Genomic DNA, 25,549 nt, shown 5'->3' with positions numbered 1-25,549 from the left:
TCTTAGAGTTGAAACTTGTAGGTTAATAGTACAAAACTTAGATATTGTTCTCTCTTCTGAACGAACTCGGCGTTTGTCCAACCATGCGCTTGAAAACCTTGATGAAATAAGCATCGTCGGCAAAGCCCGTTTGAAAGGCGATCTCCTCCACACTTAGCTTGGCGTGCAGCAGCAAGCGTTTCGCCTGTTCGATCCGGATATTCTGCAAATAAGCGATAGGCGTCAGTCCGGTCTTCTTGCCGAACACGGTGCTTAAGTAGTCCACATTGATGGCTACCAGCTTGGCTAAATCCGTAACCCGGATATTTTCCTTGTAATGCTCCAGCATATATTGAATCACCCTGTTCACCTCGGGATGGTCCGTAAAGCTGACATGTTCCTCCTTCAGATGACGGATAAGCTCCCTTATAGTTTGCAGCACATATGCCAGCAACGATTCATGGCTTATGGCTGAATCGATTCCCTCATGATCCTCGAATTTGCGTCCTGCCAGCATGGCCAGGATATTAAGAAGATGGGAGGCCAGCATTTTAACTTCCATATGGGAAAATGAAGATGATTCCATAACATCCCATATATGTATGGCCACTTCGGCGCATTTGGTTTCATTACGTTCTTCAAAGCAGCGGATCAGTTCGGCTTCCAGCTCCGCGATGGATGGCAATTTGTGCCTTTCCTTCACCTGGCTAGCTGCATCGCCGTACCACTCGCCGTTCAACTGATTCAGCGCCAGCAGCCAATCCTGAGATAGACGAGCCAATCTGCTGCCGGCAGCCAGTCCGGCCGCACGTTTCGGCTTGTTCCAGCGGGCATGGTCTGCCTTTATCTGAAAGCTCCAGCAAAAGAAGGTTGTCTGTCCCCCTTCATAGAAGGATTGGACCAAGAGATACTCTTCCGTCCGAATACCCATCTGATCGGCGTCAGCAGGTACAGCTCCGCTCAGCACGGCAATCACATCAAGCCACAGCCTGCGGAATTTCTCCGCCGCCGCAACCGTTCCAGCCGGATCCTCATGTCCCGTTGCACCTATTCCCCGAATGCCCGACCAAGTACGGTGGTAAAGAGGATACAGAGCCTCTCCAGCACCTCGAAGTTCTTCAAGCATTTCCCCCTTGATCCGCGCCAGATTTTCCAACAGCACCTCATCGTTTAAAGACAGCTTCAACAGATAGTTGAAGGCACCGTATTGAAGGGCGTCCCGAACGTAATCAAAGTGGCTCATGGCCGTCAGCATAATAAACCGGCTGCGGATTCCCGCCTTCCGTGTTTCCTTCAGCAGTTCAATCCCGTCCATGCCCGGCATGACAATATCGGCAATTACGACATCAGGCTTAAGCTCCAGGATAGCTGCCAAAGCCTCCTTTCCGTTACCCGCCTCACCCGCAACACGAAAGCCGTGACTTTCCCAATCTACCGTTTCCCTGAGTGCCTCCCTGACAAAACCTTCATCTTCCACTAGCAAAACCGTCCACATGTCCACCCTCTCCTTCCTGTGAATAAGGCGTTGCAATCAACAATGGCAGCTGGATCCGGACCAGGGTCCCTTCCGCGCTGGATATAAATTCTATGGAGCCCTCCCGCTTAAAAAGCAGCTGCAGCCTTTCTCTCAGGTTGCTTAGTCCGATCCCGTGTCCGCTTCGCCGTACTGGCCTGCGGGAAGCCACTTCCATGCCGACGCCGTTATCTTCCACCTCCAGAATAAGTGAATTTCCTTCCGCCTTGGCTCTGACCCAGATGGCGCAGCAGCCTTTGGCTTCATCAAAGCCATGGACGATGGAATTCTCCACCAGAGGCTGGAGGCTAAGCTTGGGAACCAGAGCATAATGAACCGATTCATCCATCTCATATTGGATGGTGAAATGATCCCTGAAGCGAAATGACTGTATGGATTCGTAGGAGCGCAATAGTTTTATTTCTTCTTTGAGACTAACCAGCTCAATATCTGAACCCAAACTTGCCTCCAGAATGGACCCCAAAGAGGTGCAGATGCCTGCGATCGCTTCCTGCTTTTCTTTTCTGGCCATCCATTTGACTGTGTTCAAGGTGTTCAACAGAAAATGCGGGTTCATTTGGGAAAGCAGCATTTGGAATCGAACCGCCTGCTTTTGCCGTTCCTCCAGCTTAAGCTTGTTTATGAGCACGACGACATCATCAATCATCCGGTTGAAGCTTTCGCCAAGGGAGCGCACTTCATCCGTTGCACCCTTGCCAATGGTAATTTTGACATTCAGCTTCTTATCCGAAGCTTCCTCCATGCTCCGTTCCAGGACATACAGCGGTCCCGTCATGCGAGCCGAGAGGAAGATAGTCACCAGTACGAAGGCGATGACCAGAATGCTCAGAAAGAGGAAAGCGATCAGCCTTAATCGCTGAATCTCCTGCTGCAGCTCGCTTAAAGGCATTTGACTGACCACATACCAGTCCAATTCCTCCAGATAGCTGTAATTGACAAGGGACGAGGCGCGTTCATCCTCGAAATGTCCTTCCTTCGCCTGTGCGGACATGATCCTTTGCATCATAACGCTGCTGAAAGCTGTTTCCTTGCTTTGCAGAACGATCTCTCCTTGACCGGAAAAGATGGTCAGATCCTTGTTGGCCGGGCTATCCTTTAACGTGCTGCGGAACCATTCTTGAATGTTGATGCTGATGCGCGCCAGTCCGTAATTTCCCCGCAGCTGGTCATCCAGAATGGTGTACAGGCTCAGGAGCTTGCTCCCTTGGCTCCCGTTCACATCATTCCAATCATCGGCCGTCCAGCGATAGGGATGGGACCCGCTTTGCAGCGCATTCCGCCAATCTTGCAATTCTTTCAACCGATTGGTCAACTGACCATTGGGGGCATAGGACGTGTATACATTGCCTTTACGGTCGATAAAACGGAAATACAGCTCCGTCTGATGGAAGAAAAAGCTGTTATTGATCCCAAACATTTTGCTTTCGATCACTTTCTTACGGTCAAAGGGATCATACTTCTCCGGATCGTCCATAATCTGGATCAAACTCTCGTCCTGGCTCAACATGATGTTCGCTTTATAGGCGAATGCCATCATATCCGTCAAGGATACATGAACCTGCTGCATACGCTCGGACATTTGGTCCATCATGTCCTTCTGGCGAATGGATTCAAAATGCTGAAACAAATAAAAAATAGCGAAGCACAAAGGAACCATCAGGAGGGTAATGTAAGCTAGGATAAGCCTGATCTTCAAAGTGTTCGGCAGCAAGCGGCGCCATATTTTCATCGTAATGAGTCACTCCCCAAACGTAGTCGGATGTCTTCAATATACAAAACATGACGGAGACATGTATACGTTCTCCGAAAGAACCGCCGATTTCTGCGAATTGGCAAAAAAGCCTCTGTCAAGAGCAAGAGGCGCTTTGCCCAAAAGCACGGCCGATTTTGAGTTATTGAATTTAATCATACCTTCGATTGTATCACGTCAAAAGACGGAATCAGTAGATTAAAACTTGTAGTTTCATATAATAATTCTTAGGAATTGGAGCAAGCCTCACAGTTCTGTTGTTCCCGCTGACAAATCCAGAGGGAGGGAACTCTAGGACGCTATTTTGGCAAAAAGCTCGGTTGCTGCGGCGATAGCGGAACTACAGGGTCTTATTTCCACGAAAAGCGCTGAATTTCGCATCAAACAGCAAAATAGCGTACTGTAGTTCTCTCAACCTCGCGATATTGATACTTTTGGGTAGAATAGCGGACTGTAGTTCCCTCCGGATGCGCTATTTCAAGCAAATGATCGCCATTCGACCAATAAAGTGCCGGGTAGCGTCAACTCCGTTCATTACATCTCCGAAGCAGTCACCAAACCCCAACCAAAAAAAGACCCAGCAGACTTCAAATAGAAGTCCAACAGGTCCCTTTTGCAACGTAACAAGTTATTTTTTCTCAGCCTTAATCGCTTGATCCGCTCTTGTTTTCATATTCTGTATAGCTTTGTCCAAAGGTTGTACACCCATGACATATTTCTCTGTTTCCTCGTTAATAATTTTGGTCATTTCCGGTAAGGCAGTAGAGATCGTTTGAACTGGGAAGATATAGTCACCTTTGATTAGAGACTTCAAAGAATCCACGTTAATCAGGCTTGCTGCATCCCCGACCATAAGATCAGCCACTTTATCCACATCGATCTTCTTGGAAGACGGCAAACGTCCACCCGGAATCATGAGGAGATTACCTTCGGTTAAGTACCACGAGATAAATTGGAAGGCTTCATCCTTGTTAGAAGACGTATTATTAATCGACATGAAGTCGTTGAAGCCTGCCGTATTCACTTTGCCGCCCTTCTCCAACTGGGGCACAGGGGCAAATATCGTTTTGAACTCATGCGGGAAGCTCTTGGTATCCTTCACATTCCTTAGCAAATGTGTGCCTCCGAAGATCATTGCCGCTTTTCCGGTCAGCAGCTCATTGGGAGGAAGCAGCTTGTTGGCAATAATTTCCGGCCACTTCACCGACAATCCTTTGTCCTGCAGCGCTTTTTGATATTCCAAGCCCTTCTTGACTGCAGGACTATCGAAGGTGGACAATCCGTCCGCGGTATAATACGAGTCCACTGGCTTATTCTCAAGAATAGCAAAACGCACCATATTATCATCCGGAACCTTGATAAAGCTGCCCTTCTGATCAGCCGTTTGCAGCTTCTCGGCCAGAGTCATGTAGTCGTCCCATGTCCATCCTTGAGCCGGAATCTTCTCTCCCGCTTTCTCCAATGCCGTTTGATTAATCATCACGGAAGACAACAGCTTCATGGCCGGCAAATAATGCGTTTTTCCTTTGAACGGGACAACATTATCTTTGCCAATAAGATCATCCACATTAAGCTTATATTTACTAATCAAATCATCCAATGGATACGTAACGCCAGCATTGGCTCGGCGATTGTAATTCGTTTCGCCATAGCTGAAGAAGATGTCCGGCGCATCGGAGTTGCTGATCAGGGCCGTATCAAGCTTCGTGTTGCCGCTATCGTCGTTCACATAACGTGTATACTCCACTTGGATGTCAGGATGCGAGCTATTCCATTTCGTGACCACATCCTTAGGGCCGCTCTCTTCAGGAATACCGCCCCACATCTTAAGTTTGACGGCTTTCTTCGGAGCTGCAGAACTGGCCGTCGTCGCAGCTGCAGGCGATGAGCTTGTTTGGTTGTCGCCTTTGGCACAACCGGCAAGCATCAAACTAACGGCTATTGTGAGTGATACGGTAGAGTAAATCGATTTCTTCATACTGGTAAAACCCCTCTCTTACTTGTTTTCATCCGTTTGGAACATCCTTAGCATAGCAAAGTGATCATTCCTGCGTAATGAATTCATTTAAGATCTTACCTGTCTTGTTTTATCCACTTTTAGTGAATATAACGCTTCCGATATTCTTGCGGGTATATGCCTTCGATCTTTTTGAACAGCTTAGCGAAATAATTAGGATCCGAATAGCCGATTGCGTCAGCAACTTCATAAATTTTAACAGTGGGATCTTTAAGCAGTTCCCTGGCTTTCTTCATTCGAATACGGATCATGTAGTCGATCATCGTTTCGCCGGTTTCTTTTTTGAACAACGAACTTAAATACGGCTCCGTAAAATTAACTTCTTTGGCCAAGTCGGACATTTTAAAAGAAGTGCTGTACTTTTCTTCAATTAATCTTTGCACAATTCGAATTTCCGGTCGAGGCTGATGAACCAAGTTTGAGCGCAAGTGCTCCAAGAAGACGGCAATCCAACCAATGAACCACTCACTTATTTCTTGTAGAGATTCCGCTGTCCTCACGACATGATGAGGGTAGCTTCCTTCGTAGGACTCAATCGAGTAAAGGTCTCCTCCTTTATGTTGAAGAAACCCCTCGAATAGATGTACAACATGCAGCCATCGTTCTCTAACCAGATCTGGATAAGGTCGGGATACTTCATCTTCCAAATAAGTCTTAGCCATATTTCTGATAGCAGTCTCTAGCGCTTCTTGGTCTTGCCGGGCCATCGCATCAAGCCAGTCGTCTTGTGATGCAATGGGTACAGCATGATCTGCAAACATTTGCTCCCTGTAGGGAATGACACGATTCGAGTCCTTGTAAAATCTCTCCAAGAGGGCTTCATCGGCATACTTACACGCTTCATGCAGATCATATGCTCGTTCAACAGGGGAATATGTACCACAATAGACAGATAATTTGAGATAGCGTTGTATGCATTCCGTCATCTCCTCAAGCATCGGCTCCGCCCCTGTACCGGTTATCATTCCGAAACGTCCCCCACCCAGTTCCACAATGTGCCCCGTCTTATATTTGCGCATAATTTCCCTGAGTATATTCATAACGGAAAAGCGCAGCAGCTTTTCACTCTTAAATCGATTCTCATCTACAACAAACTCATAACGATCGATTTTCATCATCGAGACCGTCCATGGAAATGACGGAAGCAGACTCGCATATTCCTCTGAGAGATCATCCGCTTCCCGCTTCGAGTACTGCATGGTCAGGAGATCGCGCAGATGCTTTTCAATCGTTATTTCTTGGCGAAATTGAACCGCAGTCCGATTCAGTTGTAACGTTTCCTCCTGCTTTTTACGCTCGTTCTCAATTTCCTCTTGCATTTGCTGCAGCTTGGTTTGCAGATCTTCCGGTCTCATCGTCAGCTTCAAAATATAGTCCGAAGCGCCGAGCTGCAACGCCCGCCTTACATACCCAAAATCATTATAATTGGATAATATTAAAATTTTGATGTGCGGATATAACGCCTTCACGCGTTCCATTAGCGAGATACCATCCATATTCGGCATGGAAATGTCGGTAATCAGCAGGTCACATGGCTTCTCAGCAAGAATGGCAAGCGCATCTAATCCATCCACCGCCTCGCCGATCAATTCAAAGCCGAATTCCTCCCAGGGAATAAACGTCTTGAGCCCGAGCCTCACCAGAAATTCATCTTCCACTAATAAAAGCTTGGTCATGCTGGCTCCTCCATCCTGTTCCAAGGCAGCTTGATAACCGTCTCCACCCCGACATCCGTGCCATTATGCATCAATAGCCCATAAGGTTCCCCGAAATGCATACGAATCCGACTCTGCACATTCTCAAGCCCGATTCCACTATATTTGCCTTGTCTGATGGGATTGGATTCCTCAAGCGCATCGTCTGCAAACTTTCTTTCTGACAGCCCTTGACCATTATCTGTAATCGTGACAAACAACAACCCATCTTCCTGATAAGCCGCAATACGGATGCTTAAAGGCATTCGATTCCCATGGATAATACTGTTTTCTACAATAGGTTGAAGGGTAAATTTAAGCATACGCGCAGACAACAAACTTTCATCGACTTGAATGATCAAGTCTATATTATCGTTAAAGCGAATTTTTTGCAGCGAAAAATAGTGCTCTATGAAATCAAGCTCATCTCGCAGTGTGACAACTTCACTTTCCTGCTTCATACTGTAGCTGAGCATAATGCCTAAGGAAGTAATCATATCCCCAACGTTTTTGGCACCCGAGAATAACGCCAGCCACTTAATAGAATTAAGGGCATTGAACAGGAAATGGGGAGAAATTTGCGCCTGAAGAGCATGAAACCTGGCCTCCTCTTTCAGCTGCTGCTCTTCGCGAAGAGTCGTAACCATTTCCTTCAAGCTCGACAGCATACGGTTGAAATGATGGCTTAGCAGTCCAATTTCATCGTTCCCTCCAGCCAAAGCGGGCTTCTCGAAATTCCCGGAAGCTGCTTTTCCCATGGCCTGCACAAGCGAGCGAATAGGCTTCATTAAACGGAGGGTAAATAGGACATAGATGAATAGAAAGCACGCGAATAAAACGATAACACCCCATGTCGTTGTCGTGCGTACGTTTTTCAACTGCTGCATCCATTGCTCCTGCATGGGAATCCAACGCAACTGCCAGCCTGTTGCTTTTAAGCTTTGCGTAAATATGGAACCCGCTTCTCCCGCTTCAAGCTTATGCCACAAATCATCCCTGCCCCAGAGCAATCGATTATTATCCGATATGAGGAATTGGGCTGGAGAATCCTCCTCTAACCCATTGGAAACGAGAAACATTTCCTTGATTGGAAAAGCGATAAAGACAAACCCATAGCCCTTTGTCGTCTCCCCCCTGATTAACCGGACCATCGTAATAAAGCCCCCTTCTTGGTTCCCTTCAAGGCCTTTCACTATCAAAGAAGGGTTTACATCCCAGGCAGGAGCTCCATTTTTTTCCTTGGCTTGTTTCGCATAATCAGGCATCACTTTAAGTATCTCTTCATCCTGATTGGTCGCAAAGATGCTGCCATTAAATCCATAGACCGCAACAATAGCATGATTGTCCAAAATATAAGAAATCAAGTTGTCCATCTTGCTCTGCAGACCAATAACCCTCTGATAGGTTGGATAGTCATTTAAGTCGGACTGCCCCGAACTTCTAAGCAATTGCAAAACATCATAATCGTTGGTAAGCAAATTAGAAACATTTAAAGTCCGATTGAGCATGTCATCGGCTCGGTCCGTTACCCGCTTTAAAACCTCAGTTTGCGTGTCGGTCATTTGTCTCATAACTATTTTGTCAGATTGAATGAAATATAGAAATAACATCAATAAAATAGGAACCACAATAAACAACGTAAATACGAGTAAAAATTTGAGTCGAAGCGAGAAAAACAGCTGCCTTTTGTTGATGATCATTCCTCTCTCCCCTTCGCTACCAATGTGCAATGGCAACCGTCCAATGAACGGTTGCCATGATGAGGTATATATGTTGTATTATAACTCACATCTTACTTTGGTAACTAGGTGCTGTTTCATGTTTATACAGGGGTAGATTTAATCTCTTACTTCGTTACATTTACAATCATCTTATCGCTGGATATGGCTCCCGCATCGTTGACAAGCTCAGTACGATACTCATAGGTGCCTATTGCTCTATTGGCAATGCTCGTTACTGCTGATTGAGCAAAGGGGGTATGATCCAGAAGTGGTTGTGTATCGATGAGAACGCCGTTTTCATATAAACGATACACGGTTCCATTCTTTCCCCACCACAGGTTCATGGTGACCTTGAAACTGCCGTCGCCATCCCAGTTATCGCTCGCCAAAACCGGTTTGTCTGGCGCTGCTCTCGTAACCGTTACATCATACGTGCTGCTCGTTGTTGTACCGAAGGCATTCGTAAGCTCCGCATAGTAACGATAGGTCCCATTTTTATTGCCGTAAACAGCGGTTGTCACTGTTTGTGCGTTTGGAGAATTGTCTGTAAGGATTTGCGTATCAATTAAAACATCATTCTCGTAAAGCTTATACAGCCTGCCGTTTTCTCCATACCACATGTTCATCGTAACCTTGTATGTTCCGTCCAGAAGTCCAGTATCATAGCCATTGTCATCAGATAGTACCAATGCTCCTGGTATCGCTTTACTTTTGGCTGCAAGACTGTTTACAGTTGCAGTTGCCGTGCCGTGATTTCCTGCTGCGTCGACGAATTCGAAGGTAAAGCTGCCATTATAGATGAATGTGTAGCTGCTTGAACCTCCGTTATTCGTGATCGTTACCGATTCGCTCGGTATGATTGTGGCAATCACACTTTGTGCGGTTGCCGCGCGATAGGCAACTTCTGCAGTTGGTACCGTTGTATCTGCCGCTATCCACACTTTTCCATATTTCCCCGGATTCTTATCACTGCCAATCCCGCTGCTCCATTCCAGATAGCCAAGCCGACCGCTGCCGTTATTGTCGTTGACCAGCACAGACAGTCGAAGTGGACTTTGCGGATCATGTACATAAGGATATAATTCAGAGGAATTTACATGGATATAGTAAGTTGTTTCTCCGGTGACCGTTTGATCTACCTTCAGGGATGCGAACTGCGCTACGCTATTGCCCGGTGTCCAGTTGGTTGGCAAGTTGCCGCCAACATAAGGTACGGATTGTTTATATAGCACTGGACCCTGCGCTGTCAATGCTGCCTGGAATTCTACCTGATCTCCCGTAAATCCCTGGCCGAATGTGTCGATCGCGAACTGTACGCTGTCCCCTTTCCAGAAGCTTCCCAGTGGATTATCCTGAACAAATGTCCCATCCTTCACACGAACGATCAGGTCCAGCCCGCTATCTGAATACCCCGCCGCAAAAGAAGCGTCAAAATCCGCTGGTTTCGTTGACTGGGCAGCTGCCTTGTACGTCCAGTTATCGGTAGTCCAAACAGCCTGGTCAGTGACTTCCAATGTGGCAGGGTTGAATAGTTCTCCACTGATTCCATTCGACTCAGGGACATCGATTTGATTCGAATTACGGTCGAAATCAGAGATCAAGAACGGCTCTGAGATCGGGAGAGCGGCTAATGCAGTGCTATCCGCATGACTTATCCAATATACCTTGCCAGGATGTATGCTCAATAGAGTATTGGCGCTTTGCACTTTGCCCTCCCAGTCCGTAACGAGAGTCTCTCCCGTGAAGGCAGCCGCTAGACGCGCATCGATCGGAGCTTCTGAGGATGCGTCAGTCCACAAACCGATGAGCCCGGTCCCGTCATTGTCTAGTACAACTGCTTTTTGTCCATCCCCGAGAACGTACTCTCCTTTATAGACGAGCGATTGGCCAGCAAGATCGAGAAAATGATGAGCTACGGACGCAGCGAGTCTCGGCTCCACTCGCGGCTTAGAGCGGAACAAACCCGATGCGTGCGTAACAGTACCGGTACTCTTGGCATAAGATAAAGTTTCCATTTCCGATAAATTCAACATATGAAATAAGGCAATTTTTTGCGTTCCCCATTTGAGCTGTGAGAGGAAGTCAACGATCATGCGCTTAGCGATCTCCGATTCCGTAGGCACAGGGCCTGTTACTGAATTCGAATTGACCAGAATCGCATGACTCTCCGAATCGGCCCACTGTTTGGAAGCGACTCCAAAAACCTGATCTATACGCTGGAATTCGCGCGGATCGGGCAGGTAACCATGCAGCGAGAGCTTATCGAAATAGGACGCTCCGCCCAAACTGAGCAGTTCTTTATAAAATGACAAATAGTTGCGTCCTGCAAGTCCGCCAATCCATACATCAGAATCCGGCTGCTCCTCTTTGATTGTCTGATACGCAGTTTTCAACAGTTCAACGAAGCGTTCGGTCGAATCCAACCAAAACACGCTCAGCCCAGGCAAGTTTGGCTCATTCCATACCTCCCAAGTCTTAATCCGAGTATCATACCTGGTAACGACGGCACGAACAAAATCTTCCCAATCCTTCATATCGACTGGAGCATAAGCGGAATAGGCCGGGACACTGATATTTGCCTGCGTCTGCTCTGGATGCGGCGATGCCCACTGCGGCGTGTATAACAGATTTCCAGTCAGATCGAACCCGTAACTTGTCAGCTTGTTGATTTGGTCATCGAATCTCAACCAATCATAAACACCGCGTGACGGTTGAATCGCCCAACTCGTATCGCGGAACTGCGATCCCCATGGCACTGCATGAATCCGCGCAAAGCGAAATCCCACTAGATCAGCCAATTTCATGGCATTCTCGCCTTCGGAAAGCTGGTAACTAAAGCCCATGGTTGGCCATCTCTGCGAAATTGGCTTCGTTGGCCCCTGACTTACAACCAATGAATATCGCTCACGTGAAAACGTAGTCAGATCTGTCTGTGAATACGTATAATTGACAGGCAGATCCGTTAAATCCGCAGCGCCGTTCTGTTGATACGCAAAAGCAACTTCGTAATATCCGGGCTCCGAAGGCGTCCAGTTCCAACCTTGATCGAGAAACGTCTGTCTCGAAACCGATACTTGATCTATCCGTTCATTATCCGAATTGTAAACGCTGCCAATAATGGATTTAGCTGATGTCGGTACTGCTCCAGCGTTCAATTGGTACACGACAGGTTCTCCCAGATTCCACCAGCTAGCAAATTTACTTCCTTTCAACGTAAACATAACAGGTCCCAGCGATTGGTTCGACGCTTCCGCCTTTACGTCATCGAAGTACAGTTTGCCGCTTGCCGGTGTCGCAGCATTAATACTGGCGGTCGTCAAATTCAGGACAAGTGTATTGGTGCCGGCAGGAAATTGGCTTCGATCCACGGTAAACGACACCTCCGTCCAATCTGCCAGCGACAACCCCTCCGTTTTATCCGTCGTGTAGGACCCTAGGAACGTTCCGTTGTTCTGGAAGGAGACCCACAATCGCGGTTTATTGCCCGAGTAATCCTGCGATGCCTTCAGCTTGGCTGTCAATCGAAACGATGTCATATTGGACGGAAGTGTCAGGGGACTGGACACCCATCCTGCGTAACCACTGCTGACGCTGTTGATGTACACCGAGCGCAGACCGCCACTTTTCTCAGTCTCTGTATAGTTTGCTGCTGAAACCGGAGGAGTGTTCGCTGATCCGTTCCACCACCAGGTTTTCCAATCCTTTGGACCGTTAATACCATTGGTCACGATTAATGTCTCGAAACCCGGATTGGAAACCGGCAGTTGCTGTGCAACCGGAATGGGTTCATCCGACGCCTCCAGCATTACATCATCATAGTAAAGTTTGCCGCTTACTGGCTCCGCAGTATTCATGCTGGTTGTCGATAATTTCAGCACCAGCGTGTTGGTGCCAACTGGAAACTGGCTTCGATCAACGGTAAACCTCACCTCAGTCCAATCCGTGAGTGGCAATCCCTCCGTCTGATCCGTTGTGTAGGACCCTAGGAAGGTTCCGTTATTCTGAAAGGAAACCCACAACCGTGGTTTGTTTCCTGAATAATCTTCCGATGTCTTGAGTTTAGCCGTAATTCGAAATGAAGTCATATTCGAAGGAAGCGTTATGGGGTTCGATACCCACCCCGCGTATCCTGTGCTGACACTGCTAATAAATACGGAGCGCTGCCCGCCGTTTTTTTCATTCTCCGTATAATTTGCTGCCGCACTGGACGGGGTGTTCACAGGACCGCTCCACCACCACGTCTTCCATTCTTTGGGACTGTACACACCGCTTGTTACCGTTAGCGTTTCAAATCCTGGGTTAGAAACCGGCAACTGCTGAATAACCGCCGCATGAGCGGCTCGTGCTCCAATTAACATGAATAATAAGAGACCCAAGACGCATGCAAATTGCTTATACTTCCCCATGTTATCCCCTCCTCAGCGTCTGGCTTATTTCTTCATTTGCGCTTGTTTGGCAACAGTCTCCCATAAATCTTTCATCATGAAACTGCTGTCTTTACTGTCTTTGTACCACCCAATGATAAAGTCGTCCATTTGTTTACCACCCGCTTTATCCCAAGCAATCTGAACGTCCTTATAGGCTTGATCAACCGAATATTTGTCCCCGCTTAAGACTGATTTCAACCACGTATCGGTAATTTGCTTCTTAACTGTATTAAAGGACGTTTGCATATCCTTGGGGAAAGAAGGTATAAGCTCTTGCAAGGTAACGAAACGATATTTTTTGGTCGAGTCGAGGTATAGGGACTCAGCTTTGTTGAACATGTCCAGTCCTGCCTTTTGTTCTGGAATGTCAGGATTGTATTGACTTTGAAAGAACGAACACTTGCCTAGTTGCAAACGGGAATAGGATTGCGCATAATCCCCCGCCCAGCTAACTTCCGACTTGCTTTTATTGGGGTCCATGGTTTGCGGACATCCGTTTGCATCCTTCTTGTAATGCGTGCCTTCCAACCCGAAGAGCATGGAGGTGCCTGTCGAGACACGATCCATAAAGTCAATATATTTGATCGCTGCAACGGGGTCTTTGGTCTTGGCATTGATCGCAGTTGTCATTTGCACTGGGCTTTGTACATCCGGAATAAATTCTCCTACTGGACTTTTGGGCAGTGCGATAGGGATCACATCGGCGTCAGGGACAGCCTTTTTCAAGGTTTGTATATCCGTTACTGTGGAATCGAACCAGCTTCCTACAAAAGTTGGATAAATGCCCATCTTGCCATTTAAAAAGTCTTGTTTGGCCTTTGCCCCATTTTTGTCATTCACGAAGTCTTTGTCGATCAGCCCCTCGTCAAACAAACGCTTTTTGAACTCCGTCGCCAATTTGGCATGTTCAAATGCCCGGCTAGGTTGATCGTTTACAAGACCATACAGTTCCACCGGGTTCCCGAACATCATATCGATCACATACTCCGAACGATAACTCAATGCCATTCCGTATGTGTCCTTCTTCCCGTTCCCATCTGGGTCTTGCTCCGCAAACGCTTTCGCTACTTTGTATAGATCCTCAGACGTTTTCGGAATGTCCAGATTCAATTTTTTCAACCAATCAGCACGAACGAAGACTGCATAACTTGGAAATGATTCCAATACCCGTCCAATTTTGTACATCTTACCGTCAGAACTCGTCGCTACTTTCTTCAGTGCGGGATAATCTTGAAGAACCTTCTTATACTCCACACTGTTCTTTTCGATCAGGTCATTTAGTGGCATAAGCTGCTTCTGATCAATGAGCGGGTTCAATATATTCGGATCAAATTCGTTAATAATATCAGGCGCCGATCCGGAAGCAAACAGTACATTGAATTTCTGAGCTGCATCGTTGCGCGGAATTGGTACAAATTTGACATTCGCAGGTCCTGTTTCATTAATAAATTTTGTCCAGCGATTATCTTCTAGTGTGCCTTCGGCAGCAGGAATATTTCCACGATCATAAACCGATACTGATATATCCCCTTTCTTGGCAGGTGTTGTTGTTGATGCTGTTGCTGTGGAATCAGATGGAGAAGTCGGTTGTTCGGGAGCTTTCGTACTGCAGGCCGTGAGAACCATTGAAGTCGATAATGCCATTGTTAGTGATGTCGCAAACCATTTTTTCATGTTTGATAAACCCCTTTTGAATGAAATTTCTGATTCGTTATTTATTTACCTAAGCTTACCTCATCGGATCTTGGGAACCAACTCCCCTAAGTAACACCACCTCCTTTATAGTCCTCTGCTGCCCTTAACCTTTCACGGAACCAAGCATGACACCTTTGACAAAATATTTTTGCAGAAATGGATAAACGATCAACATCGGGGTAATCATGACGATCACGCCTGCAGCTTTGATTCCTTCCTCTACCACATGAACCTGGTCGTCAGGCTGCACCATCATGGTTTGCTGCAGTACGTTCTGGCTTTGAATCATTTGCTGCACGAGCACGGTTAAGTTGTGTTTATCCGTATCGTTGATGTAAATCAGCATACTCATAAATATATTCCAGTACGCAACACCATAAAAAAGCGTCAATGTCGCGAGAACAGGCATAGAAATGGGCAATACAACCTGAAGTAGCAGACGTACTTCACTGCAGCCATCCATGCGTGCCGCATCGTCAATTTCAGACGGGATGTTCTCGAAATATGTGCGTAGAAGAAGCATGTTATACGTACTTACTAAACCAGGCAGCCAAAGAGCCCAATAGGAGTTAACTAGCCCCAAACTTTGAATAACCAGAAAAGTAGGGATAATGCCTCCCGTAAAGATCATCGTAAAGATCATCGAAAGCGTAAAAAACCGACGTGCATAAAAGTTAGGGCGCGACAGCGGATATGCCGCCATAATGGTGGTGAGCATACATAACGCAACGCCTACGAACGTAATCAGAGCGCTGTTGCTGAATGATCGGACGAGCGGTGTTCCCTCGATTAGAACGTTAAACGTATCCCAGGTGAAGTCGACAGGCCAGAGATTTACTTTCCCGGTTTCAATGGCAGAAGAACTGCTAATGGAAAGAGCAATCAAATGAAGAAGCGGAAACAAGCTTGAGCAGGCAATTAAGGCTAATACAAGATAGTTTGTGATGTAAAAGATTTTATCTCCGTTGGATGCACGCATCTCGATTCCTCCTTTCTAAAATAGACCCTTCTGAAAGCGACGTGCAATCCAGTTGACAGAGAGCAATAGAATTAAAGCAATGACTGATTCAAACATTCCCATTGCGGTAGTTAAGCTGAATTGCGCGCCTTGCAGTCCAACGCGATAAATATACGTGCTGATGACATCCGAAACATCGTTCACCGCAGCATTTTGCAAGACGTAAATAGGATCAAATCCGACTTCCATCACACGTCCCATTGAAAGAATAAAGAGCAAAATGATCGTCGGGGCAATTCCGGGAATCGTTATATGAATAATCTGTTTCCACTTATTAGCTCCATCCATACTTGCGGATTCGTAAAGCGACGGATCGATCGTCGTCATTGCCGCCATATAGATGATTGCATTGAAACCCATATCTTTCCATATACCTGCACCAACAAAGATCGTAATCCATGATTTGATATTGTATAAGAAGGGAAATGGTTCAAGCTTAAGAAGACTCATCCAATGACTTAACCAGCTTCCTTCAATTCCAAAAATGCTGAAGACAATCCCGCCAACAATAATCCACGAATAAAAATAAGGAAGATATACGAGCGTCTGCACGATCTTCTTAAACCACATTTTTCTCACTTCATTCAAAAGAATAGCTAATAGGATCGGAAACGGAAATCCTACGAATATATTTAGACTGCTAAGAAGAAGTGTGTTTCGAATAATTTTCAACGAATTTGCGTTATTGAACAGCTTTTGAAAATTATCAAAGCCTACCCAAGGACTGTGAAAGACCCCATCAAAAAAATTATAATCCTTAAAAGCAATGATCAGTCCAGCCATTGGCGCGTATTTGAAAATGAAATAAAATAAAATAACGGGTATGAACATCAGGAGCAGTGGTATATTCTCCCTTAATCTTTTCGTGTCGATTCCCCTTCGGTCTATAGCTTTCATATCGTTCCCTCTTTCTTTGTAGTAGCCTGCGAACCAACTGTACAACTGAAAAGCGATTCGAAACAATCGTTCATTTTCCCTCAATCAACAAAATTCTCAAATAAAAAAAGAACCGTCATCTCTGGCTTTTTTACCAGTGAATCCGATTCTATGGCCTTCCCAATCCTGTTCATCAACAAAAAAACACCCATCAACAAAGTTCAACTTTATGATTTCACTTGCGCAGTCTTCCGAAAATCTCCTGGGGTTTGACCGACCAACTTTTTGAATGATCGAATAAATGTGTTCGGATGCAGATATCCGATTCTGATCGTAATCTCTTGTATGGAATGCTCGGTATGAACCAATAGCTCCTTCGCGTGTTCCGTCCGAATTCTCGTCAAATAATCAATAAAATTCTCCCCTATTTCTTCTTTAAACGTACGGCTAATGCTTTTCATATGTACGTGGAACACTTCGCTTAAATGAAGCAATGATAAATCCGGATTGTGATAGTGCTCCTCCATATACCCTTTAATTTTGCGGATAAGAATATAATGGCTGCTCATCTCACGCAACGCCGCGATTGCTTCGGATGTTTCAGTAAGAACATTTCTCAACATAAACTGTAGTTCGTCCACGGTTTCCCAGTCGTCTACTGCTTTTTGCAGTTTATCCTTGACCCCGTTTGTCCATATTTTTTGCACATCTGTGGGTAAGTCTTTAAACTCCTTATCGATAAAAAAAATCATGTAGCTCATTAGATTGTCTAATTCCTTACGGGCATACAGCCCCCTTCGAATGCCATCAAACAGTTGGGCAAAACTGTTCTGCCAATCGTCTTCACCTGTTCGTAATGAAAAAGCAATCGCGGGGATATATTCAAGCAGATCGAGTGACTGCTGCTTCCCATCTGGCTTAATCTGCCAATAACAGATCACACGATCCTCACCTAGTGAAGGTTTGTATTCAAGTGCTTCCAAGGCTTCGGCGTAGGCGTAATGGACAAGTTCTATGCGATCGACGCCTGAACCTATCCCCATAGTAATATTAAAATCAAGGTAGGTTTGCACCCACTGCATCATGTCATTTGCCATATCACTCGCGATCTGCTCGGGCTCGATTTCCGGCGAATGGACTTGGTGCAGAATCGTCAATTGGTCCTTGGACGTCCACTCGCTCCATATGGTCACATTTCGGCCAATGGCAATTTCCTTTACTACACTGGACAAAACAAATTTAAGCAAATTTTGATCATGTTCGGAATAAAGACTGGTGAATGTACTGTGTTTATTAATTTCGAGCACACTAACACATAATGAGACAAAATCGCTAGGCATTCTGAGGCTCTCCATCTCCTGATGCCACTCTTCGTACTGCAAAGGACGATTCCCGTCCATCCACTCGAAAAAGAAATGTTTTCGCTTAAAAATTAAATCTTCCTCATGCTGCTTCTGATAGGCATTTGACTGCTCCATCAAATTCACCAAAGCGGTATCGATGAACTTAAATTCATCTTGATTGCCTTTTCTGAATAGTTCGGCACTCTTTTGCTGGGAAAATAATTGAATTCGCTGGATGATCGTTTCTACAGGCTTATAATTTCTTCTGGTAACTACAACAATCCATACCACACCTATACTAAAGAAAATCGCGCAAACCAATATCCAATACTTCGATATCGCAGAAACAAGACGAAACAAATTGCCGTTCGCTACACTGCTCTTTATTGCCCATCCGGAATAATCGGAGTGCATCTCCATCATTAGAGCATCGTTGCCCTGAACATCACCATAAATAGGCGTACCCTCGCGGTCGGAAAGACTAAGATGATTGGACTTTTGCGTCGTCAGTGTTTGAACAAAATGAGCAATTGCTTGAAGCTGCACATTGACAACAATCAGACCGTCATTACCGGAATTCAACGGGACATATCGCACTAAAGAGACGACTTCGGACGGTTCGCCTTGCTCCGTGTAGCCTTTCCGCACATTGGTCCATTGATGCTGATTTAGCCCAGATGCCTGCAAAGCTTCCACAATAAGTTGTTTATCGTTAAAGACAGCCAACTTGGAGACGGAATAGGGGGTCTGCACCGTATTGTCCGATAGCCTGTATAAATAGATTGAATCAATGAGAGGCATCGTTGCCATAAGACTTTTCACTTTCAAGGAAGACAAATAGCCTGAATAATAGCGGTCGTCGCGTAAAGCAGGATTAAAAAAAGCAGATAGCATATCATCATCGCTGGCGATCTCATTCGTGATCGTGTTATCGATCAGTTTCATTTGATTATCAATGGATTGCAGCAATTGCTTGGTGAATATCTCATTCGATTCAACTGCGGTTTTTCGTGATAATTCACTGAATGCCATCAACAGGATAATCATGAGGAGAGGCACAATTAAAAGGAAAATCGTAACATACGAAAACAGGAGACGGCGAAACCATGTCTTGTTCAACGAGAAATTCTTTCTCATCGTGTACTCTCCTTTTTTTCAAATTTCCGTTTATGATCCCTGTCGGATTACGCGAACTTGTTGCGGAAATTCCTGGGCCCACTGTCCCTGGTTGTAAGCAAGGCGAATTAATCCAGAAGGGACGCGAACTTGCAGTTCAAAATGCTCCCATTGTGCTGGAATTTTGGGTGAAAATGAGATTTCACTCCACCCCGGTTCGGATGGTTTCAATCCAATGATTTCCTCAATCAACAAAGGTACCGGAGCACTTGCCCAAGGGTGACAAAGACTTGTATTCCACTTTTGATCTTTCCCCCAGGCCTCAAAGCAAGTCGTAGCGCCTTCTTTGAGCATATTTCCCCATGAATGTTCTTCATCGGAGCTCATAAGCTCATATAGCAACGAATGTTCCCCAACCCTGGCCAAAGCTTTTAGGACAAAATAGGAAAAGTACACGCCGCATGAGAATCTTTTCTTGCGAATTTGATCTACGATAAATGGAACGGACTCCTCCGGAGCCAGATTAAAAAGCAATGGCAGCACATTCGCATGCAGCGCATGATGTCTGCTTCCCTCCGCATCAGCAAATAAGCGATCGGTCGGATCATAGAAAACCTCGATGAAGCGTTTTTTTAACCGTGGAAGATCATCCACGTAAGAAATCCCAAGCAAATCACGCACTTCATTTACTGCCTGCGTACAGCCAAGATAAAACGCATTAACCACGTTATGGCAGCCAGGACCTATCGGCTTCGCTAGCTCAAAATCGTATTCATCGCGCAATTCCTTCGGCCAATCAACCAAATTCCATTTATCGGTGATTTCATGCAACAATCCATCGCCTCGATCATAGGCTTGAAAATGACGAAGCAATTCCTCCGCATAGGGATACATCTCCCGCAAAAAGATCAGATCCCCGCTATATCGATAATATTCCAGCAGCTGCAGCGGCCATTGTAGTGAAAAGTCAGCAATCTCCTGCATAAAGTTCCCTGGAACTACTGACATAAGACCAGGACACGTAGAGGAACTTAGAGCAAATTGCTCAATTGCCTTCCTATACAATCGGAGATCGCCGCTGAGGAGCATGTGAGCATGCCCGATTACCGTATTATCGCCCAAATATTGTCCTTTTTCCCGGGTCGGACAGTCAACAAAGTTTTCTTGCGAACCATATTTGACACCGTTTTTACAGATTTGAAAAATACCGTTCATCCGTTCATCCGAGCTTTGAAAGCGGCAGCTTTCTTCATCCAAAGGATAATGTCTGACAATCGCTTGAAACGAATCCGGACGAATCGCTTGTTCAGGACCGAACACTTCCACATATCGAAAGCCTTTGTAATCGTATAGGTCCAATTTATCGTTATCCCCGGACAGCGTCCAACGATCTTGATAAGTACAGTTGCAGCGCATGTTAAATCTGACCGCTTGTCCATCCTCTTCCAGTTCTTCACCGCAGCGGATTTCGATTACTGCCCCTGCTTCCCCTTCCGCCTCCATGGTAAACTGGCCAGTGATTTCCTCGCCAAAATCAATCCAGTAATGACCGGGAGCCCTTCTTACTACGCTATGCGGCTGCTTCTCATATACCGATAATACGGGTGTCGGCTGCTCTACAAGCGTATAGTCCACTTGATTGTTCGTCTGGACGGGAAGCCAAGCAGAATCATCAAAGGAAAGATCCTTCCAGCCTTTTTCCGACTTTCTGGCATCAATATGCTCGGCAAATTGCGTCAAATAGCCAAAAGTCTCCCCTTGCTGGAAACCTTCTGCCCGTTTGGCTCGCCAAGTCTCATCGGTTTTCACGAGAACACGCTCCCCCGACGTCAGTTCTGCGATAAGTCCCTGCCTGTAATCGCCACTGTTATATGCCCGGTTAACCAGCCCTTGGTAATACACGTGGACAGCGATGACATTATTCCCAGCTTGGAGAAAGGGACTAACTTCGATCCGATTATAGTAGTAATGGCCTGCATCATTTTGAGCCGGGCCTTGACCAACAAAATGACCATTTAAATACAGTTTGTAATAATCGTCTGCTGTGATGTTTATATATAGGGGAACGCTTTCAAGATCAATAGACTCCAGATGAAATGTGCTCCTCACTAGCCAATGATGATGCTGCAAGTCCTCACGATGGATCTCTGATTCGGCTGCATCCATTTCTTTATGAAATAAATCCAATGGTTCCATCGAACGAAACGGGTTATCCATTATCCAATTTGCTTCCCAATGCTTAGACATTCTTATCTCTCCCCTAAAGTTGAAATCGAATATGTGTAGTAGCGCGATCAAAGCCAAAGCACGCCATCTTTCGTACAGCTTCAAGTTCCACCATATGAGTTCCAGCAGTCAAAGTCAACACTTTAGTAGCCCTGATGATTTTAGTATAGGAGCGCTTCCTTTATAGTGCCATGTACATAATTATGTTTTTAAAAGAAAAAACATGGTCATGATGAGGGCTGTCCCAAAAGTCAATTTGTAATTTTTTGAGCCCCAATCAGAACTGAGTTTCTTCAAGAAAAGAGGGTGTCCCATAAGCTCATGGGACACCCTCCTCAAGTCAATGAATCTTGGGACAAGCCCAAGACCCCTTACGAACTCAATACCCTCTATTTCCCAGAAGCCCTATTACTAGCAAACGACCACCTTTCCACCTAAAATCTGCTCGATAACGTCAATCCAGTTCATTAATTCACCAAAGTAGCTATTTTTCACGTCGATAAGCATCATACAATTCGTTAGATGCCCATTGAGACCGGAAACCTCCGCAGCAAAGAAGTCTGCGGGGGACGCCATTTTTGACGCGGCTTACCCTGGAGGCGGACCAAAATCGAAGCCAATCACTTACCGGGTGACCAAAGCATCGTCGAAGCTTGCCTTTGACAGCCGCGAGGCTGTCGATGGCCGGTGAAGGGGTTCTGCAAGTTATATCCTTCAAGTGCTGTCCGCGTCCCCGTTCCCGGAGCTGCCAGCAGCGGATTGGATATAAGCTTGTGGACATCATTTGACTCTGAAGCCGGATGGTTGCCGTAAATGCCGTCCCGAACAAAACCATACAGCCTTCTGATAAGAGTCTCCAGCGACTTCTATTGGTATAAAACGGCCACTTTTCACACAAATAGGAGCTTTTAGAGACTCTTATCGCTTCGTGTGGAGCGAGTTTTTGCTTGTTTCAGCTACATATTCCTTGGCGTGGTAAGGGCCGCCCTCTTTCATTACGGTCCACAGCGGGTCCGTATCCTCTTTCATGGACAGCATCATGTCATCATGCCATTCATTTAGCAAGTAGATCGCTTTCAGGCAGACATCGCTTCTTTGTTCAGCAAGATTGTACTGCTCGTAAGGATCATTAACCAAATCAAACAACATCTCTTTGGGAAATCCATGGTGTCCGTCATGATAGGTTCGGATGTACAGCCAGTTCTCAAATCTGACACTTCGCTGGCAAACATGCGCGCACTGGGATACGACCAAGTACGGCCTGCCCGTATCTGTGCCTTTTGTAATACTATCGGCATAGCTCAACCCATCCCATGAATCCGGCTTAGACGCATCAAGCAAGCTTGCCAGCGTAGGAGCGAGGTCCAATTGATAGTGAAGCCCATCGTCTACGCTTCCTTGCAGACCGCCTGGCCAACGGATGATCATCGGAATCCGGCAGGTCCCTTGATCGGCTGTGCCGTGTTCGGAATAAATACCTAATTCCCCCATGTTTTCTCCATGGTCAGCACTGACAATAATCGCTGTATCCTCGAGAACACCAAGCCTTTCAAGTGTCTGAATCACTTGTCCGATATGCTCATCCATATAACGAATGGCAGCATCATAATTATCAATAATGACTCTCAAATCATTATGTTCCTTAATCATTTCGCTATGCCGCGGATGTCTGTAGTAATGCGATTGGGCAAGCTTATTCATATCTTCAATACTGTGCTGCCCTTTTTTGAGCTTGTGCTGCTGGAAAACTTCCTCCGTAATCCAAGCTGGCATCGGCTGATCCGAGAAGGGGTTACCGAAGTGCTCCGGCGTTCTGTAAGGCGTATGCGGGTCCCAGAAATTCAGATGCAAGAACCAATCATCTGCCTTCGCGTTATCTTCTAACCATTTGAGCGCTACGGGCAAAACTTGTTCAGCAGATTCTCCGCCTCTGCCCCCAACATTCAATACTTCATTAAATCCCGCGTTAAAGGTCCATACGGAATGTCTTTCCGAGAATGTGCTGATCGATGCCGTCTTCATGCCCATCTTGCGCAATACGCCTGGAAGGCTTTCCGTCGCCAAGCGATCGCTGAAACCGCGCTCCATCCCTTCACGCCTCATATCCGCTGCTGTCCCACCATGTCCAACTACGCCGGTGTGAATCCCAAATCTGCCCGACATTAATGCCGATCTGGATGGCATACATGGCGCGTCGGAGCAGTAATAGTTGTTGAATCGTACGCTCTCTTCTGCGATACGATCAATGTTGGGGGATGTCGCACGCTGATAACCATAGCAGCCGAGATGATCAGGACGCAAGGAATCTAAATCCAAATAAAGGATTCTCATAGTTCTTGTAACCTGCCTTCGATGTATTTTATAGTCGGTAGTTGTAGTTGCACTTGCACTTGCAGCTATAGTTTGTGCATCATCTGTCGTTAACCCTTCACAGCCCCGGCAATCCCATCCACAAAGTAGCGCTGCAAGAACAGGAAAATCACAATGATCGGAAGTATCGCGATCGTGCCGCCGGCGGCAATCCCCGTCCAATCCACGACATTTTCACCCCGCAGCGCATACAAGCCAACGGCAAGAGGCCGCAGATTAGGCGAACTGAGTGTTAAAATTAACGGGATCATAAAAGAGTTCCAAGACCAGATGAACTGCATGATTGTCACACTGCCGACGATTGGCTTCGATAACGGCAGCATAATGGTGAAAAAGGTGCGGAAAAATCCACAGCCGTCCATAATGGAGGCTTCCTCCAGCTCCTTGGGAATCTGGCCGAAAAAAGTTGAAAAGAGCAAAATAAAAATGATATGCGCTCCTCCAGCTTCTGCCAAAATAACACCTAACAAGTTGTTCATTAGTCCCAAATGTTTGATCAGATCATAAATCGGAATAATCGCAAATTCCATCGGTACAAACATACTGGCGACGAGAACCCCCAAGACCAGCTTCTTCCCTTTAAATACATATCTGCCAAGCACATATCCGCATGTTGCCGTTGCCAGTAGTACGATGAGGATCGTACTGACGGAAATAACCACACTATTGATAAAATATCGTTCAAAATTGGCTTCATTCCACGCTCTGACCAAATTCCCCAGCTGGAAGCTGTTAGGAATCAACCGCAGTCCATTGCTGAAAAATTCACTCTGCGTCTTGAAGGAAGCGGAAACCATCCATAAGAACGGATAAATCCAAACGATGCAAAAGGCGGTCATGACGACGTGGAACAATGATAATCTGAGGATTTTCATAATTTGGCACGACCTTTAATTCGTTTATTCAGCACGGATTGGATAATCGCGAGCGCACTGATGGTTACTGCAAAGAAGAGTCCGGCAGCAGACGCATACCCAAGTTGCGGAAGTCCCATTTCACTGGAGAAGGCGTAGCGATAAATATAGGTGGACACCACATCCGTTGCGAAGAAAGGGCCTCCGTTGGTCATCGTTTTGATCAAATCGAATACTTTCAGAGAATTGACGACATTTAGCAGTAAAATGACGGCTCCTATAGGCAGAAGCAAAGGTACGGTTATATGAACGAACAATTTAGTCCCTCTTGCGCCATCCACTTCAGCCGCTTCATACAGATCCTTTGGAATCCCCTGAAGTCCGGCAAGCCAATAAATCATATTAATACCGAGATTTTTCCACACCGAAATGAGGACCACGGTAAACATTGACCATTTGGCATCTCCCAGCCAATTAATTGGGGTGCTGAGCAAACCTATTCTCATTAACGCATCGTTGACTGCTCCATCGCTGCCCCATATGAAAACCATAATAATACCAACAATCGATGTCGTTGTAACAACGGGCAAGAAGATTAAGGTCCGGTATATGCTGGCTCCTTTTAGCCGGGGACGATTCAAAATAACAGCTAGTATTAATGGAATGATCAGATTAAGCGGCACGACACCAAACATAAATTTGAAACTATTTTTAAAAGCGTTCCAAAAGTAGGGGTCCTTCGCCACATTAGCGAAGTTATCAAGTCCGACATAGGTGGCATCGGATGTTAACCCCGACCAATCCAACGTGGCATAGTACAAGCTGGCCGCAATCGGCCAGCCTTGAAACAAGACAAAAAGCAATAACGTTGGAACCAGGAATATCCAACACCACAATTCAATTTTCCACTTGGTTTTCACGATGTGTGA

15 protein-coding genes are annotated in these 25,549 nt (G+C 46.0%); all 15 read right to left on the bottom strand.

Annotated elements, in window-relative coordinates:
* Positions 1-37 precede the first annotated feature (37 nt).
* A complete protein-coding gene (locus LOZ80_RS06025) occupies positions 38-1,474 on the bottom strand; it encodes a helix-turn-helix domain-containing protein (RefSeq protein WP_238170580.1) in 1,437 nt (478 codons plus the stop codon).
* Positions 1,446-3,242, bottom strand: a complete 1,797-nt coding sequence (locus LOZ80_RS06020) for a cache domain-containing sensor histidine kinase (protein ID WP_238170579.1) — start codon at positions 3,240-3,242, stop codon at positions 1,446-1,448. Before LOZ80_RS06020 ends, LOZ80_RS06025 begins: the two co-directional genes overlap by 29 nt.
* Before the next feature lie 649 nt (positions 3,243-3,891).
* On the bottom strand, positions 3,892-5,241 hold the full coding sequence (locus tag LOZ80_RS06015) for an ABC transporter substrate-binding protein (protein WP_238170578.1): 1,350 nt from the start codon (positions 5,239-5,241) through the stop codon (positions 3,892-3,894).
* A 119-nt stretch (positions 5,242-5,360) separates the two neighbouring features.
* Positions 5,361-6,956: a response regulator transcription factor gene (locus LOZ80_RS06010; RefSeq protein ID WP_238170577.1), complete on the bottom strand. Its 1,596-nt coding sequence runs from the start codon at positions 6,954-6,956 to the stop codon at positions 5,361-5,363.
* Positions 6,953-8,674, bottom strand: coding sequence for a sensor histidine kinase (locus LOZ80_RS06005; protein WP_238170576.1), 1,722 nt, complete (start codon positions 8,672-8,674; stop codon positions 6,953-6,955). Before LOZ80_RS06005 ends, LOZ80_RS06010 begins: the two co-directional genes overlap by 4 nt.
* A 146-nt stretch (positions 8,675-8,820) precedes the next feature.
* Positions 8,821-13,101: a hypothetical protein gene (locus LOZ80_RS06000; RefSeq protein ID WP_238170575.1), complete on the bottom strand. Its 4,281-nt coding sequence runs from the start codon at positions 13,099-13,101 to the stop codon at positions 8,821-8,823.
* Between the two features lie 24 nt (positions 13,102-13,125).
* Positions 13,126-14,796, bottom strand: coding sequence for an extracellular solute-binding protein (locus LOZ80_RS05995; RefSeq protein ID WP_238170574.1), 1,671 nt, complete (start codon positions 14,794-14,796; stop codon positions 13,126-13,128).
* A gap of 124 nt (positions 14,797-14,920) precedes the next feature.
* Positions 14,921-15,796 (bottom strand): carbohydrate ABC transporter permease, encoded by an 876-nt coding sequence (locus LOZ80_RS05990; protein ID WP_238170573.1) that lies wholly within the window; start codon positions 15,794-15,796, stop codon positions 14,921-14,923.
* Positions 15,797-15,811: 15 nt separating this feature from the next.
* On the bottom strand, positions 15,812-16,732 hold the full coding sequence (locus tag LOZ80_RS05985; protein ID WP_238170572.1) for an ABC transporter permease: 921 nt from the start codon (positions 16,730-16,732) through the stop codon (positions 15,812-15,814).
* 206 nt (positions 16,733-16,938) lie between these two features.
* On the bottom strand, positions 16,939-19,191 hold the full coding sequence (locus tag LOZ80_RS05980) for a helix-turn-helix domain-containing protein (RefSeq protein WP_238170571.1): 2,253 nt from the start codon (positions 19,189-19,191) through the stop codon (positions 16,939-16,941).
* Between the two features lie 30 nt (positions 19,192-19,221).
* Positions 19,222-21,417, bottom strand: a complete 2,196-nt coding sequence (locus tag LOZ80_RS05975) for a family 78 glycoside hydrolase catalytic domain (RefSeq protein WP_238170570.1) — start codon at positions 21,415-21,417, stop codon at positions 19,222-19,224.
* Between the two features lie 463 nt (positions 21,418-21,880).
* Positions 21,881-22,231 carry a hypothetical protein gene (locus LOZ80_RS05970; protein WP_238170569.1) on the bottom strand — a complete coding sequence of 117 codons (351 nt, stop codon included), beginning with the start codon at positions 22,229-22,231 and terminating at the stop codon, positions 21,881-21,883.
* A gap of 83 nt (positions 22,232-22,314) precedes the next feature.
* Positions 22,315-23,727 (bottom strand): sulfatase family protein, encoded by a 1,413-nt coding sequence (locus LOZ80_RS05965; protein ID WP_238170568.1) that lies wholly within the window; start codon positions 23,725-23,727, stop codon positions 22,315-22,317.
* 89 nt (positions 23,728-23,816) lie between these two features.
* Positions 23,817-24,641 (bottom strand): carbohydrate ABC transporter permease, encoded by an 825-nt coding sequence (locus LOZ80_RS05960; RefSeq protein WP_238170567.1) that lies wholly within the window; start codon positions 24,639-24,641, stop codon positions 23,817-23,819.
* Positions 24,638-25,540 (bottom strand): carbohydrate ABC transporter permease, encoded by a 903-nt coding sequence (locus tag LOZ80_RS05955; RefSeq protein WP_238170566.1) that lies wholly within the window; start codon positions 25,538-25,540, stop codon positions 24,638-24,640. The genes LOZ80_RS05960 and LOZ80_RS05955 overlap by 4 nt, the downstream gene beginning before the upstream one ends.
* Positions 25,541-25,549: the final 9 nt, after the last annotated feature.

This window comes from Paenibacillus sp. HWE-109 (assembly GCF_022163125.1).
Taxonomy (GTDB): domain Bacteria; phylum Bacillota; class Bacilli; order Paenibacillales; family NBRC-103111; genus Paenibacillus_E.
This window is presented reverse-complemented; position numbering and strand designations above follow the sequence as displayed.

Excerpts from the sequence above, each read along its gene's own strand:
- LOZ80_RS05975 (WP_238170570.1), bottom strand. The coding sequence starts at position 21,417 with ATGTCTAAGCATTGGGAAGCAAATTGGATAATGGATAACCCGTTTCGT.
- LOZ80_RS05990 (WP_238170573.1), bottom strand. The coding sequence starts at position 15,796 with ATGCGTGCATCCAACGGAGATAAAATCTTTTACATCACAAACTATCTT.
- LOZ80_RS05970 (WP_238170569.1), bottom strand. The coding sequence starts at position 22,231 with ATGGTTTTGTTCGGGACGGCATTTACGGCAACCATCCGGCTTCAGAGT.
- LOZ80_RS05995 (WP_238170574.1), bottom strand. The coding sequence starts at position 14,796 with ATGAAAAAATGGTTTGCGACATCACTAACAATGGCATTATCGACTTCA.
- LOZ80_RS06015 (WP_238170578.1), bottom strand. The coding sequence starts at position 5,241 with ATGAAGAAATCGATTTACTCTACCGTATCACTCACAATAGCCGTTAGT.
- LOZ80_RS05985 (WP_238170572.1), bottom strand. The coding sequence starts at position 16,732 with ATGAAAGCTATAGACCGAAGGGGAATCGACACGAAAAGATTAAGGGAG.
- LOZ80_RS06025 (WP_238170580.1), bottom strand. The coding sequence starts at position 1,474 with ATGTGGACGGTTTTGCTAGTGGAAGATGAAGGTTTTGTCAGGGAGGCA.
- LOZ80_RS06000 (WP_238170575.1), bottom strand. The coding sequence starts at position 13,101 with ATGGGGAAGTATAAGCAATTTGCATGCGTCTTGGGTCTCTTATTATTC.
- LOZ80_RS05965 (WP_238170568.1), bottom strand. The coding sequence starts at position 23,727 with ATGAGAATCCTTTATTTGGATTTAGATTCCTTGCGTCCTGATCATCTC.
- LOZ80_RS05980 (WP_238170571.1), bottom strand. The coding sequence starts at position 19,191 with ATGAGAAAGAATTTCTCGTTGAACAAGACATGGTTTCGCCGTCTCCTG.
- LOZ80_RS05960 (WP_238170567.1), bottom strand. The coding sequence starts at position 24,641 with ATGAAAATCCTCAGATTATCATTGTTCCACGTCGTCATGACCGCCTTT.
- LOZ80_RS06020 (WP_238170579.1), bottom strand. The coding sequence starts at position 3,242 with ATGAAAATATGGCGCCGCTTGCTGCCGAACACTTTGAAGATCAGGCTT.
- LOZ80_RS06010 (WP_238170577.1), bottom strand. The coding sequence starts at position 6,956 with ATGACCAAGCTTTTATTAGTGGAAGATGAATTTCTGGTGAGGCTCGGG.
- LOZ80_RS06005 (WP_238170576.1), bottom strand. The coding sequence starts at position 8,674 with ATGATCATCAACAAAAGGCAGCTGTTTTTCTCGCTTCGACTCAAATTT.